The organism is Dellaglioa algida DSM 15638, assembly GCF_001434695.1.
Classification (GTDB): Bacteria; Bacillota; Bacilli; order Lactobacillales; family Lactobacillaceae; genus Dellaglioa; species Dellaglioa algida.
Genome location: NZ_AZDI01000009.1, coordinates 32,011 through 46,066 on the forward strand (window position 1 = coordinate 32,011; position 14,056 = coordinate 46,066).

Annotated in this window: 13 protein-coding genes; all 13 read left to right on the top strand. The window is 36.0% G+C overall.

Annotated elements, in window-relative coordinates:
• The first annotated feature begins 155 nt into the window (after positions 1 to 155).
• The 13 genes from FC66_RS06355 to FC66_RS06415 all read left to right on the top strand — a co-directional run bounded on the left by FC66_RS06355 (position 156) and on the right by FC66_RS06415 (position 14,044).
• Complete coding sequence (locus tag FC66_RS06355; protein ID WP_420911478.1) at positions 156 to 668, top strand: aminoacyl-tRNA deacylase; 513 nt, start codon at positions 156 to 158, stop codon at positions 666 to 668.
• Between the two features lie 41 nt (positions 669 to 709).
• Positions 710 to 1,582, top strand: coding sequence for a methyltransferase domain-containing protein (locus FC66_RS06360; RefSeq protein ID WP_057974546.1), 873 nt, complete (start codon positions 710 to 712; stop codon positions 1,580 to 1,582).
• 177 nt (positions 1,583 to 1,759) lie between these two features.
• Positions 1,760 to 2,272 carry a tRNA (uridine(34)/cytosine(34)/5-carboxymethylaminomethyluridine(34)-2'-O)-methyltransferase TrmL gene (gene trmL / locus FC66_RS06365; RefSeq protein ID WP_057974547.1) on the top strand — a complete coding sequence of 171 codons (513 nt, stop codon included), beginning with the start codon at positions 1,760 to 1,762 and terminating at the stop codon, positions 2,270 to 2,272.
• A gap of 119 nt (positions 2,273 to 2,391) precedes the next feature.
• Positions 2,392 to 2,697, top strand: a complete 306-nt coding sequence (locus FC66_RS06370) for a DUF1033 family protein (RefSeq protein ID WP_057974548.1) — start codon at positions 2,392 to 2,394, stop codon at positions 2,695 to 2,697.
• 111 nt (positions 2,698 to 2,808) lie between these two features.
• Positions 2,809 to 5,088, top strand: a complete 2,280-nt coding sequence (locus tag FC66_RS06375; protein ID WP_057974549.1) for an FtsK/SpoIIIE family DNA translocase — start codon at positions 2,809 to 2,811, stop codon at positions 5,086 to 5,088.
• A 117-nt stretch (positions 5,089 to 5,205) separates the two neighbouring features.
• Entirely contained in the window at positions 5,206 to 6,459 is a 1,254-nt protein-coding gene (gene yfmF / locus FC66_RS06380; protein ID WP_057974550.1) for an EF-P 5-aminopentanol modification-associated protein YfmF, read from the top strand.
• Positions 6,459 to 7,763, top strand: coding sequence for an EF-P 5-aminopentanol modification-associated protein YfmH (gene yfmH / locus FC66_RS06385; RefSeq protein ID WP_057974551.1), 1,305 nt, complete (start codon positions 6,459 to 6,461; stop codon positions 7,761 to 7,763). Before yfmF ends, yfmH begins: the two co-directional genes overlap by 1 nt.
• A 1-nt stretch (position 7,764) precedes the next feature.
• Positions 7,765 to 8,487 (top strand): elongation factor P 5-aminopentanone reductase, encoded by a 723-nt coding sequence (gene ymfI / locus FC66_RS06390; RefSeq protein ID WP_057974552.1) that lies wholly within the window; start codon positions 7,765 to 7,767, stop codon positions 8,485 to 8,487.
• 88 nt (positions 8,488 to 8,575) lie between these two features.
• A complete protein-coding gene (locus FC66_RS06395) occupies positions 8,576 to 9,430 on the top strand; it encodes a helix-turn-helix domain-containing protein (protein WP_057974553.1) in 855 nt (284 codons plus the stop codon).
• Positions 9,431 to 9,494: 64 nt separating this feature from the next.
• On the top strand, positions 9,495 to 10,082 hold the full coding sequence (pgsA, locus tag FC66_RS06400) for a CDP-diacylglycerol--glycerol-3-phosphate 3-phosphatidyltransferase (RefSeq protein ID WP_057974554.1): 588 nt from the start codon (positions 9,495 to 9,497) through the stop codon (positions 10,080 to 10,082).
• A 64-nt stretch (positions 10,083 to 10,146) separates the two neighbouring features.
• A complete protein-coding gene (locus tag FC66_RS06405) occupies positions 10,147 to 11,388 on the top strand; it encodes a competence/damage-inducible protein A (protein ID WP_057974555.1) in 1,242 nt (413 codons plus the stop codon).
• A gap of 147 nt (positions 11,389 to 11,535) precedes the next feature.
• On the top strand, positions 11,536 to 13,110 hold the full coding sequence (gene rny, locus FC66_RS06410; protein WP_057974556.1) for a ribonuclease Y: 1,575 nt from the start codon (positions 11,536 to 11,538) through the stop codon (positions 13,108 to 13,110).
• Positions 13,111 to 13,243: 133 nt separating this feature from the next.
• Complete coding sequence (locus FC66_RS06415; protein WP_057974557.1) at positions 13,244 to 14,044, top strand: TIGR00282 family metallophosphoesterase; 801 nt, start codon at positions 13,244 to 13,246, stop codon at positions 14,042 to 14,044.
• The last annotated feature ends 12 nt before the right edge of the window (positions 14,045 to 14,056 follow it).

Below are 14,056 nucleotides of genomic sequence, written 5' to 3' on the forward strand. Positions count from 1 at the left end.
TAAATACGAACATTATTTTATATTTTTAAATTAATATCAGTAACCAAAGGATAATTTACGCTATTTTTTGATATAAGTCAACATATTTACATTATTAATCGAAAATTAAACAATAATGCGAGAGGAGAGTTCATCGTGCTATAATCATTTTGGGAGTGATTAACATCGTAAAAAAAGAAAAAGTTAAAAAAACGAATGACGAACGTATTTTGGATCAACATCACATTGACTTTGAAAGCTATAGTTTTGACTTCTTGGGTGGACGACAAATGGACTCAAGTAAAGAAGCTGAAGAACTCGGAACCGATGAACGAAGTATTTTAAAAACAATCGTTTTGCAAGGAAGTAATGGTGACAGAGATTATGTGGTTGTCTGTCTACCTATTACCTTTGAAATTGATTTAAAATTAGTTGCGCGTGAATTGAATGAAAAACAATTACACTTAGCGGATAATAAAAATTTGATTAATATTACCGGATACGTTCATGGTGCTAATACGCCAATTGGCATAAATATACGAAAAGGATTTCCAATTTATTTTGACGAACGCATACAAGAATTCGAAAAAATATGGGTTTCAGCTGGAAAAGTTGGCCGATCTGTTGGCGTAAAACGTGAAGAACTGGTGACATTGGTTAAAGGCCATTATATTAATATTGAAAAGTAGCTACTCATTAAATTAAATGATAAAAAAGGAATAAAGATAAATTGAAAAAAATCGAGAAGAGTGCCATATTTTTAAAAAATAAAATAGATTTATTTAGATGTCCTGTCTGCCTACAACCATATAGTGAAGTTAGAGGCCAGACGATGATTTGCCCAGATGATCATCAGGTTGATTTATCTAAAAAGGGAACTCTTTATTTCTTAAACCATGGTGTGAAAAGTGATTACGAATTGGACATGTGGCTGGCTCGTAGACAATTATTGCAAGCTGGTTTGTTTAAACCAATCACCGATAAAATACTGGAACAACTTTCAGATGAAAGCGAAACAATTATGGATGTTGGATGCGGAGAAGGGACCCCACTACACAATATCGAGGTTGCTCGTCAAAATAGTCAGGACACCTATGTTGGATTTGACATATCAAAAGATGCCATCAATTATGCGACTCAACAGGAAACAGACGCTTTTTATTGTATTGCCGATTTAGCTAAGTTACCTTTTAATAACCAATCATTTTCAACCATAATTGATATTTTTTCTCCTTCTGCCTACGCAGAATTCGATCGTGTTTTGGAGGAAAACGGGCAGTTATTGAAAATTATTCCAAATTCAAATTATTTAGTTGAGTTACGTGAACTTTTATACAATGAGGAAAGTCATAATAGAAGTTACAGTAATGAAAAGGTTTTAAACCTTTTCAAAGAAAAATATCCTGATTCTGAACAGATCGTTATTAGCTACCAGTTTGATATTCCTGAAGGCTTATTTCCGGCACTACTTGAGATGACACCGTTACATTGGGGCGCCACATCAGATAATCAAACTAGGGCTAAAGCGCATCCCCTCAAACAAATCACAGTGGACGTAACCTTATTAAAACATCGTAAAAATAAGTCAGAATCGGTGTTGTAACAAATAAAATGCTGTGTTATTATGAATATACGAATTCGGTTGTTTAGAGATTGTCGACAATGTTGTCAGTTTCTGGAAATTGGTCTTCATTAACGTATCTTTTCGCCGTGCCCACACCGAAATGATACGTTTTTTTGTTGCCTAAAAATACTTGGACCATTTGGAAGGATGTTACTTTTGACAAATCATATAGCGCTTTTTGAACCACTTATGCCCGCAAATACAGGTAATATTGCTAGGACTTGTGCTGGAACAGATACTGAATTACATTTAATTGAACCACTCGGATTTTCAACTGACGATAAATATTTGAAGCGTGCCGGTCTTGATTATTGGGATAAAGTAAAAATTACCTATCATAAAAATTTGCAAGATTTTTTGGAAACTATTCCAGATCAAAAACAACTTTTTTTGGTTTCTAAGTTTGCACCGCAAACTTATTCACAGGTTGATTATACGGATGTGGATAAAGATTATTACTTCTTGTTTGGTAAGGAGACAACAGGACTTCCTGAAAACTTTATGCGCCAAAATGAAGAAAAGGCTATTCGAATTCCACAGGATGACACGCATATTCGTGCTTTGAATCTGTCTAATTCAGCCGCAATCGTCATTTATGAAGCCTTGAGACAACAAGATTTTCCTAATTTAGATAAAACACATACGTATGAAAATGATAAATTAAAATAAAGAGCCTGAGCATTTTTTAAACTAGATTTTCATAAATAAGTTATACTTACTTTTGAGTTATGAAAAGGGCCATCATTTATGGTAAATAAGTATTTTATAAAATGAAAGGATGATCTAGTTTGTTTCAAGTAATAACAATATTTGGATTTGACGAACCCTGGTGGTTTTTCGATGATTGGAAAACACATATTCAGGAGACTGTTGAGTTTGATTCAATGGATGATGCGGTTGTATTTTTTGAAAAGCAAGCCGATACGTTTACGGCTAAGTTCAGTCATCAAAAAAGCAAACGTCAATTTTTAACGGCATTCTGGGATGATAAGCAACTTGATTATTGCGCTGATTGTGGCGATGATTTACAGTTGTATCAAGGATTGATGATAGTTAAAGATGGCAAAGAAATAGCACCAGAAAAAGAGAGTTAATAACGATTATGTTATTAGCTCTCTTTTTTTGAAAATGCGTGAATTGGCCACGTGTGGTATTCGAGATATGGTATAATTTGAATATTCATTTTAGTAGAAGGAGGAACTGTTTTGGCTCAAAAAACAAAGAAAAGAAAAAAACGTACTACAAAAAAAACAGTTCAATACAAATTTTCTAAAAATATAATTGGTGCTATATTTTTATTATTTGGCATACTTGGCGTTTTAGCGCTGGGATACTTGGGAACTTTATTCGCTAACGTTTTCCGTTTATTCGTCGGGAATACCTATCAATTTGCGTTATTGATTCTTGGTGTCTACGGTAGTTATTTAATGGTCATGGGTAAAGAGCCTAACTTAAAAAAACGCATTAGCTGGGGTTCATTGATACTATACATTGGCGTATTAGTATTTTTAGAGGCATGGTTTGTTGGACATTCAGACGTACATAATCAGTTTATTCAGTACACATGGGGGACGTTAGTTTCAGATTTTCGTCAGTCGTCGGTAGGATCAACTGTTGGTGGCGGGATGATTGGAGCAAGTTTATACCAGTTATCGCACTTTTTGGTTTCACAAGCTGGAACGTATATTGTTAGTGCACTTTTCATTTTAGCAGGATTATTTATTATTTTTAATTTATCATTTTCAGAAGTGATGTATACCGTTCACCGCTATCTTAATGTCATTATTGCTTGGTCAAGAGAAGGCATTCGTCGTAGTAAAGTGGCATTTAATAGTTTTAAAGAGGAAAGACAAGAAAATGAGATGGATTTGGAAGAAGAAAACCCCAAACCATTGGTTGATCTGAAACCTAAAGTTCAGGAAATAGAACCTGAATCCAATCTAGATATTGGTAAGCTACCAATTATTACGCAACAAGAACCGGATCCAGAACCAGAAGTAAGCGATGAACCTAGTTTATTAGCAAGCGTGGTTGCAGAAGATAATGAAGATTATCAGTTACCACCAGTTACACTTTTAACTAAAATCCCCAAAGAAGACCAAAGTGGCGAATATAAAACAATTGAAAAAAACACGAAAATATTACAACAGACATTTGAAAGTTTTGGTGTCGACGTTGAGATTAAAAGTGTGAGCTTAGGACCATCGGTTACCGAATATGAGTTACATCCGGCAATAGGCGTCAAAGTCAGTAAAATAGTTAATCTTGCGGATGACTTGGCATTAGCGCTCGCTGCCAAAGATATTCGAATTGAAGCACCAATTCCCGGTAAATCACTGATTGGAATTGAAGTACCAAATTCTAAAATTTCAATGGTATCGTTCAGGGATGTCATTGAATCACAACAAAAAAATCCAACGCCAGACAAGGTTCTTGAAGTGCCATTAGGTCGAGATGTTTCAGGTCAATTAGTAACGGCAGATCTAACGACAATGCCACATTTGTTAATTGCCGGGTCGACGGGAAGTGGTAAGTCTGTTGCAATTAACGGTATTATCACAAGTTTATTGATGAATACGAAACCAAACCAAGTTAAGTTTATGTTAATTGATCCTAAAAAAGTTGAACTAGGTGTCTATAATGGGATACCGCATTTGTTGACGCCCGTTGTCACGAATCCTAAAAAGGCGTCACGTGCTTTGCACAAAGTGGTTTCTGAAATGGAAAGACGATATGAATTATTTGCAGATGCCAGTCAGCGTAATATTTCAGGATATAATGAAATGATTACACAAGAGAATAAAAATGACGGTCAAAAAAGAGCAACATTGCCTTATATCGTGGTTATTGTTGACGAATTGGCAGATTTAATGATGGTCGCTTCGAATGAAGTTGAAGATGCTATTATTAGATTAGCGCAGATGGCCAGAGCGGCCGGAATCCATATGATTTTGGCAACCCAACGACCATCAGTTGATGTCATTACGGGCTTAATTAAGGCAAATGTGCCGTCACGAATGGCTTTTGCTGTTTCAAGTGGTATTGATTCGAGAACAATAATCGATAGTAACGGGGCTGAGAAGCTCTTAGGACGTGGAGATATGCTGTTCTTGCCGATGGGATTGAACAAACCGATTCGGGTACAGGATGCATATATCTCAGATAAAGACGTTGAGAGTGTTATTCAATTTATTAAAAATCAACAGGAACCTCAGTATGATGAAACAATGATTGTAACAGATGATGAAACGGCTAATTCTGGGTCATCAGCTGATTCAGAAGATGAGTTATACGGAGATGCCGTTAAATTAGTTGCACATGAACAATCTTGTAGTGTATCCATGCTGCAAAGACGGTTTAGAATTGGGTATAATCGAGCTGCGAGAATTGTCGATGAGATGGAAGCCAAGGGGATTGTTGGCCCACCCGAGGGAAGTAAACCGCGTAAAGTGTTAATAAATGAAGAAACTGATAACCCAGATTAGGGTTGTCAGTTTTTTTATTGTTGTAGACCAGTTATTACGAAACAATTAAATTTGTGTTTCACTAGTCTTTCAATTATTATGGTAAGAGAACGTCCGATTAAAAGGAGGCACATTTTTGTGCGTAAACAATTAGAAAATGGTATTAACTTAACCGTTATTGAAAATAGTCAATTTAAAACAAATAGAATCGTCATTAATTTTGTTGCACCTTTAGCTGGGGGAGAATCAGCAGAACGCATGTTGCTAGCTAATTTATTAGAAATTAGTAGTGCAAAATACCCATCTCAACAAAAATTAGCCGAGAAGTTATCAGAGCTTTATGGGGCTAGTTTTGGGATTACTGTTAGTAAAAAAGGGAATTACCATTTAATAAGCCTGATTTTAAATGGCGTAAACGATAAATTTTTGGAACACAAAACAGATAGTTTGAAAGAAATATTTAATTTTATTAAAGAAATTATTTTTAATCCTAACGTGACAGATGGCCATTTTGATGAAGAAACATTTAAACGTCAAAAAGAAAATTTGATGATGTCAATTAGAAGTATTAGTGATGATAAACAATCATACGCGGGATTAGAATTACAAAAGCTTTATTTTCAAAATGATCAAGCGATCCCAAGTTATGGCACAATTGAAGCTATTGAAAAAATCACCGCAACTAGTCTATTTGAGTATTACAAGCAGATGCTTGCAACTAACCGAGTGGACATTTTTGTTATTGGTGAGTTAGATGAAATAGAAACGGAAAGTATCGTTAAAATATTACCATTTACACCGAGAGATTTTGAAATGGTACCTATCTTCTATCATCAGGATGTCAAAGAAGTTGTGACTAAAGTCGAAACGCAAGCCGTTGCTCAAGGTAAATTGAATATGGCTTACCAGTTACCCGTTTACTATAGAGAAGACGGCTACTACGCTGGGCTTATTTTTAATGGCATTTTTGGTGGTTCACCACTTGCTAAACTTTTTGTAAATGTGCGTGAAAAAGCTAGTTTAGCTTATTACGCCAGTAGTTCATTAGATACATTTAGAGGGATTTTAACTGTTCAAACTGGTATTGAATCACAAAATAAAGATAAGGTTATCGAAATTGTTCAACAACAATTGGATGACATCATTGCAGGTGATATCAGTGATGAATTATTGAATAAAACAAAAATGACCATGATTAATCAATATCAGAGTAGCCTTGATTCACAAATGGCATTAATTAATCAATCAATGGTTGATCAGTTGACGCAGACGGAAGTTGGGACAACAGAATGGATTGATGGTATTAACGCTGTCGATAAATCTGCGGTTCAAGCTATCGCTCGTGAAGTTAAATTACAAGCAATCTTCTTTTTGAATGGGGAAATCAAATAATGAAAACATTAGAATACCCGCAGTTCGATGAAATATTATATACAGAAACTTTAGAAAATGGTCTGAAAGTCAACATTTTACCTCGTAAGGGATTTCATAAAACTTACGGTATTTTTACAACCAATTATGGTTCAGTAGATAGTGTCTTCGTGCCAATTGGTGAAGAGGAAATGATACACGTACCAGATGGTATCGCACATTTCTTGGAACATAAAATGTTCGAAAAAGCAGATCATGATGCATTTGATTTATTTGGCGAATATGGGGCTAGTGCGAATGCTTTCACTAGTTTCACACGTACCAGTTACTTGTTTTCAAGTTCTAATCATATTCCTGAAAATATTGAAACATTGTTAGATTTTGTACAGGACCCTTATTTCACACCAGAAACGGTTGAAAAAGAAAAAGGTATTATTGGTCAAGAAATTCAAATGTACGATGATGATCCTAATTGGCGACTATATTTTGGAATTTTAGGTAACCTCTACCCAAATCATCCCGTCAGCAGTGATATAGCTGGGACAATTGAATCAATTGATAAGATTACCGCGGATGACTTATATAAATGTTATGAAACTTTTTACCATCCAAGTAATATGAATCTATTTATTGTTGGTAATGTTGATCCTGAGGAAACGTTAGCTTTCATCAAAGCTAACCAAGATCGTAAGAATTTCCCAGAAGTGGCTGAATCAATTAAGCGATCAATTCCAGAAACTCAGGTTGATGGGTCAGATATCATGCCATATCGGGCAACCGAAATGGAAATCCAACGGGCTAAAACAATTGTTGGTATTAAAGGCTTGGATGATGTTCCTGAAGGTCGTGATGGCTTGAAATATAAAGAGACGATTCATATGCTGCTTTATCTCCTGTTTGGGGATACTGCTCCTCAATATATGAAGTTGTATGATGAAGGAACACTAGATGATTCATTCGGATACGAATTTGAAATTGAACGTGGCTTTCATTTTGCAAGTATCAGCGGTGATACAGATAATCCGCAAAAATTGTCAGATGCTATCATTCACATTTTAGAGAACGCGGCGGATTATTTAGCTGACGCAGATGCTCAATTTGAACTAGCTAAGCGTGAGATGTTAGGACAATCAATTCAATCAATGAATTCTCTTGAAAGCATTGCAAATCAATACGATGGTGATCTATTTAATGACGCTACTGTCTTTGATCGAGCACCAATTATCGAAAACATGACCTTAGATCAAGTTCGCCAAGGTGCCAAAGACTTTATTCGCTCTGAAGCAATTAGTGTTTATCAAATTATGGCTAAAGAGGACAAATAAGGTGAGCTGGGCAGTTATTTTTGGTGCATCCGGTGATATCGGTCAAATGATTGCGAGACAGTTAGCAGACGCGGGTTGGTCGTTGACCATGCATTATTATCAAAATGAACAAGTAATTACAACATTGACAGATGAGTTAAGAAAAAACTATCCAAAACAGGATTTTTTACCGCTACAATTTGATATGACAACGGCTGATGTTGAAGCCGTGACATCGCAATTATTTGCGGTTGACGCGTTAATATTTGCGGAGGGAACAACTTCTTATCATTTATTTAATGAGGCCCCAATGGCTGATTTAGAGAAAATGATGAAAATGCAAGTTCAAACGCCGTTAGCGTTAATTCAGAAATTGGAACCTAAATTAGCACTAAACCATTTCGGACGTATTATCTTTATTGGTTCGATTTATGGAGGTGTTGGAAGTCCAATGGAAGTTCTGTACAGCACAGTTAAAGGGGCTCTGTCTGCTTTTTCTAATGCGTATAGTAAGGAAGTTGCGTCATTAGGTATCACAGTTAACGTTGTAGCACCAGGAGCAGTAGATACAAAAATGAATCAACAGTTTTCTGAAGAAACAAAAAAAATAATTTCAAATGAGATTCCAATTGGTCGATTTGCTCATCCTGAAGAGATTGGTTTCTGGGTGAAGCAATTATTGGCAAAAGAGGCAGGGTACCTCACCGGACAAACAATTTATGTGTCTGGCGGATGGTTGAAATAAAATAATAAAATTTTAATAAATTGGGCATAGTGACTATGTTATACTGGGCTTTAGAAGATTAACTATTAAACTAAGTGGAGAATTTGATATGAGTGAAATTGGAAAGAAATTACAAGAAGCGAGAATAAATAAAGGTTACACGTTAGATGATTTACAACAAATGACGAAGATTCAAAAGCGTTATTTAATCGCGATTGAGGACGAAAAATTTTCTGATTTACCAGGAGATTTTTATGTCCGTGCATTTGTTAAACAATATGCGGAAACAGTCGATTTGGATGCAAATGAATTATTGGGAGAATTCAATGAAACTGTTCCAGATGAACCAGAGGCAGTAGTTACAAAGGAACGAGTATCGCGTTCTGATAAGTCTGCGGGACTTCCAAAGGACAGCAAATTTGATAAATTCATGTCGTATTTACCTACAATTATTATTGTTGTCATTGTTTTAGGAATTTTGGGAACTATTTATGGTGTAACATTAAACAATAAAAATACGGATACTCAAATTGAAAGTTCAAGCTCTAAAGTTTCGGTTTCAACTGATTCAAAAGCAAAATCTGAGAGTGCTAGTTCTGCATCGTCAGAAACAAGCTCAAGTTCTTCGTCTGATAAGAAGACGCAAAAATTAACATACGTTTCAGATACGGGGACAAACACCGTCTATACGATGGAAAATGCACCCAAAACTTCTGAAATTAAGTTAACGGCTGCTGGTAGTGCAGCTTGGAGCTCAATCACAGCTGACGGCACACAATTATGGCAAGCAACGCTTGTGTCAGATGCGAGTGACACTGTTTCAATTCCGGCTGGAACAAAGTCATTTGTCTTTAGTTTTGGAAATGCAACGGCTATGAGTATTACAATAAATGGCAAAAAATTTGATTTTACGAAAACAAATCCGGCCTTACAAGTTAGAACGGTTACCGTAAATATTCAATAAACAAAAATTGCCGGCAACGAAGTCTATGTTGTTGGTTTTTTTTGAAAAAAAAAGGGGAACAATTATGAATTTACCAAATAAATTAACGGTTGTCAGAATTATATTAATTCCAATTTTCATGTTGGTGTTATTATTACCACTTGATTGGGGAATGGTCACCTGGGCTGGCACTCAAATCGAAGTTACACATTTGGTTGGGGCGATTATTTTTGCGGCTGCTTCATTAACAGACTTTTTGGACGGTCAAATCGCACGCCGACAACATTTAGTTTCTAATTTTGGAAAGTTTGCTGACCCGTTGGCTGATAAAATGCTTGTAATGACTGCATTTATTATTCTTGTCGCATTTAATCAAGTGCCATCTTGGGTAGCAGCAATCATTGTTTGTCGTGAACTTGCTGTCACAGGGTTGAGATTGATCATTGTTGAAAATGATGGTCAGGTTATGGCTGCGGCTATGCCGGGTAAAATTAAAACAACAACGCAAATGATCGCAATCATTTTGTTGTTCTTAAATAATGTATTGTTTGCAGCAATTAGTGTCCCAATGGCCGCTATCTTCCTTTACATTTGTTTATTCTTTACTATCTACTCAGGAATCGATTATTTTGTCCAAAATAGAGCGATTTTCTCAGATTCATTCGAAAAATAAAATGATTAGACTAAAACGGTTAGCTGTTTTAGTCTTTTTTAATTAGAAACTAGGAGGTAATATCATGCACGCAGAGATAATTGCAGTTGGAACAGAAATTTTATTAGGACAAATTGTAAATACGAATAGCGCTTTTTTAGCAGATAAATTAGCGGATTTAGGCGTTAATGTATTTTATCAGACGGTTGTTGGGGACAATGAGTCACGTATGCTAGAGACAATTGAAATTGCTTCTAAACGAAATGATTTAGTAATTTTATCCGGAGGGCTTGGACCAACGGAAGATGACCTAACGAAACAAATGGTGGCTAAATTTTTAAATGAAAAGCTAGTTGAAAATAAAGATGCAATGCTGAAAATTGAAAATCATTTTGCGCAAACGGGTCGAAAAATGACTGAAAACAATAAATTGCAAGCCTTGTATATAGAGGGTTCAGTGCCCATTAAAAACCATGCCGGAATGGCCGTTGGAGATTTTTATAAGGGTGCGGCATGCGACTTTCTACTATTACCCGGCCCACCCAATGAATTGAAAACGATGTTTAACAAAGAAGTTGAGGAACTATTGAAGCAAACATATAACTTGAATAGTCATCTTGAATCAAAGGTTCTACGCTTCTTTGGAATTGGGGAATCTAAACTGGTTACTGAACTAGAAGATATAATAAATGCACAAACAAATCCTACGATTGCTCCTTATGCGAAGACTAATGAAGTTACTTTACGAATTACCGCGAGTGCTACAGAAGGAAAATCGGCTGAAAAATTAATTGGCGAGATGGAAACCAATGTGTTAAATAGGGTAGGTAATTATTTTTATGGTTATGGGGATGATAATTCATTACAAAACGTGGTTGTGACCGAACTAATTAAAAATAATTTATCAATTTCTGCCGCGGAAAGTTTAACGGCCGGCTTGTTTCAAAGTACATTGGCCGAAGTCGCTGGCGTTTCAAAAGTTTATCCTGGCGGATTTGTGACGTATGCAAATGCAGTAAAATCTGACGTTTTAGGTATTCCGACTGAAACGATAAAAAAACATGGTGTTGTTAGTGAAAGTATTGCTAAACAGATGGCTATACAAACACAGGATAAAATGAAAACGGATATTGCCATTTCATTCACGGGGGTCGCTGGTCCAGATGAACTTGAAGGACAAAAAGCAGGAACTGTTTGGATTGGACTTGCCTTCAAAGATAATCCCGTCGTTGCAAAACAATTTCATTTTGCAGGGAACAGGGAAACGATTCGTCAAAGAAGTGTCTTAAGCGGACTTAAATGGATATTTGACGAAATTAATGAATAAATAATTAAAGCTAACAATGGATTGTTGTTGACAGCGGGGGGCAATTAACCGTAAAATACTAAAGTGTATATGAACAAAATAAAAAACATCTAAAAATTTATGATTAATTTAATTAATCATTGTTTGATGGTGCGGAGGTGGACTTTTATGGGAACTATAACAACCGTATTAATCCTCGCTATCATCGCTATTATTGCTTTAGTTGCTGGAATTTTTATTGGAATTGCATATAGAAAGTCAAATTTTGAAAAAACACTCGATGGTGCAACGCATACGGCCGAAGGTATTTTACAAAGTGCAATGAAAGATGCTGAGACTCAGAAAAAAGAAGCCGTTTTAGAGGCCAAAGAAGAAAGTCAAAGTTATCGCGATAAAATAGACAATGAGTTAAAGGAACGACGTTCAGAAATTCAAAAGCAAGAAAATCGAGTAATTCAACGTGAAGAAACTTTAGATCGTAAAGATGGCGCACTAGATAAACGCGAACAAACGCTTGAGAACAAAGAGAAAAAAGTAACGTCTGACCAAAAACTTATTGACGTCAAACAACAAGAAGCAACTTCACTTATCCAGGCACAACAAGAAGAACTTGAAAGAGTTGCTTCTCTAACACAAACACAAGCACAAACCATTATTATGGACGATACAAAAGAATCATTGAGTCATGAACGAGCTGTAATGATTAAAGAAAGTGATAAGCAAGCTAAAGCAGAAGCTGATCGTAATGCTAAAGACTTAGTTGCTCAAGCTATCCAAAGAAGTGCAGCAGACATGGTTTCTGAAACAACTGTTTCATTAGTAACCTTGCCAAATGACGAAATGAAAGGCCGTATTATTGGTCGTGAAGGACGTAATATTCGAACATTAGAAACCTTAACAGGGATCGATTTGATTATTGATGATACGCCTGAAGCAGTCGTTTTAAGTGGATTTGATCCAGTTCGTCGTGAAATTGCCAAGATGACGCTTGAGAAATTAATTCAAGATGGTCGTATTCATCCAGCACGAATCGAAGAAATGGTTGAAAAATCACGTAAAGAAATGGATGAGAAGATTCGTGAATTAGGTGAACAAACAACCTTTGATCTCGGACTTCATACGATTCACCCAGACCTAATTAAAACAATTGGTCGCTTGAATTACCGAACAAGTTATGGTCAAAATGTGTTAAGCCATTCTATTGAAGTTGCCAAGATAGCAGGTGTGTTAGCCGCTGAATTGGGTGAAGATGTTACATTAGCAAAACGCGCAGGATTGTTACATGATATTGGGAAAGCAGTTGATCATGAAGTTGATGGTTCGCATGTGGAAATTGGGCTTGAATTAGCTAAGAAGTATAAAGAAAATGATGTTGTTATCAACACCATTGCCTCACATCATGGTGATGTTGAAGCTAAGTATACAATTGCTATTCTGGTTGCGGCAGCTGATGCTGTCTCAGCAGCAAGACCTGGTGCACGAAGTGAATCATTAGAAAATTATATTCATAGACTTGAAAAACTTGAAGATATTACCCATGAATTTAAGGGTGTTCAGAAAAGTTATGCAATTCAAGCTGGTCGTGAAGTACGTGTTATTGTCACGCCAAATGAAGTTAATGATATTCAAGCAACTGTTTTAGCTCGAGATATCAAAAATAGAATTGAAGATGAACTCGAATATCCAGGCCACATTAAAGTGACCGTAGTTCGAGAAACAAGAGCAATTGAGTACGCAAAATAAATAAAAAAACGGTGGTGATTTGAGATTAACTTCTTAAATCATCATTTTTTGTCTAATGACTTTTTTAATTGGATTTCTATATAAAAAGAAAGAATGTTAAACTGGTTAATATATATAAGAAAAGAGGACGACCATGCGTTTATTATTTGTCGGAGATGTTGTTGGTGATTCAGGTCAACAAATGATTAAGGAGTACTTGCCAAAATTAAAAAGAAAATTTCATCCACAGGCAACCATTGTGAATGGTGAAAATGCAACAAAAGGCCGAGGAATTAATGAATCAGTTTATAAGTCATTCCTTCAAACGGGTGCCGATGTTGTTACAATGGGTAATCATACTTGGGACAACCGTGAGATTCAGGATTTTATTGGCGGCGCAAAGAAATTAATTCGACCAGCTAATTTTTCAGCAAATCAAGTGCCTGGAATTGGTCATACGATCATTAATATTAATCAACAGAAACTAGCCGTGATTGACTTACAAGGCCGTGTTTTTATGACGCCTTCAGATGATCCTTTTGCAGTTGTTCAAGATATTTTAGAAGAAGTTAAAAAAGAAACAGATTTCATTTTTATTGATTTCCATGCTGAAACAACGAGCGAGAAAGAAGCCATTGCATGGTTTTTAGATGGACAAGTATCAGCCGTTGTTGGGACTCATACGCATGTACCAACAAATGATGCGCGTATCTTACCCAAAGGAACTGCATTTATGTCAGATGTTGGTATGACGGGTCCTTATGATGGTATTTTAGGTATGAAACGTGAAAATGTAATTGGCCGATTCTTATCGCAAATGCCTACACGATTTGAAGTTGATGAAACAGGACGTCAAACATTATCGGCTTGTGTCATTGATATAGATGACAAAACGGGACATGCTAAGAAAATATTCCCCGTTTTGATCAACGATGATCATCCTTTCATGGACTAAATTAAAAATAGG

Bases quoted from the DNA above. Each gene is read 5' to 3' on its own strand.
- pgsA (WP_057974554.1), top strand. From the start codon at position 9,495: ATGAATTTACCAAATAAATTAACGGTTGTCAGAATTATATTAATTCCA.
- FC66_RS06395 (WP_057974553.1), top strand. From the start codon at position 8,576: ATGAGTGAAATTGGAAAGAAATTACAAGAAGCGAGAATAAATAAAGGT.
- FC66_RS06415 (WP_057974557.1), top strand. From the start codon at position 13,244: ATGCGTTTATTATTTGTCGGAGATGTTGTTGGTGATTCAGGTCAACAA.
- yfmH (WP_057974551.1), top strand. From the start codon at position 6,459: ATGAAAACATTAGAATACCCGCAGTTCGATGAAATATTATATACAGAA.
- FC66_RS06405 (WP_057974555.1), top strand. From the start codon at position 10,147: ATGCACGCAGAGATAATTGCAGTTGGAACAGAAATTTTATTAGGACAA.
- rny (WP_057974556.1), top strand. From the start codon at position 11,536: ATGGGAACTATAACAACCGTATTAATCCTCGCTATCATCGCTATTATT.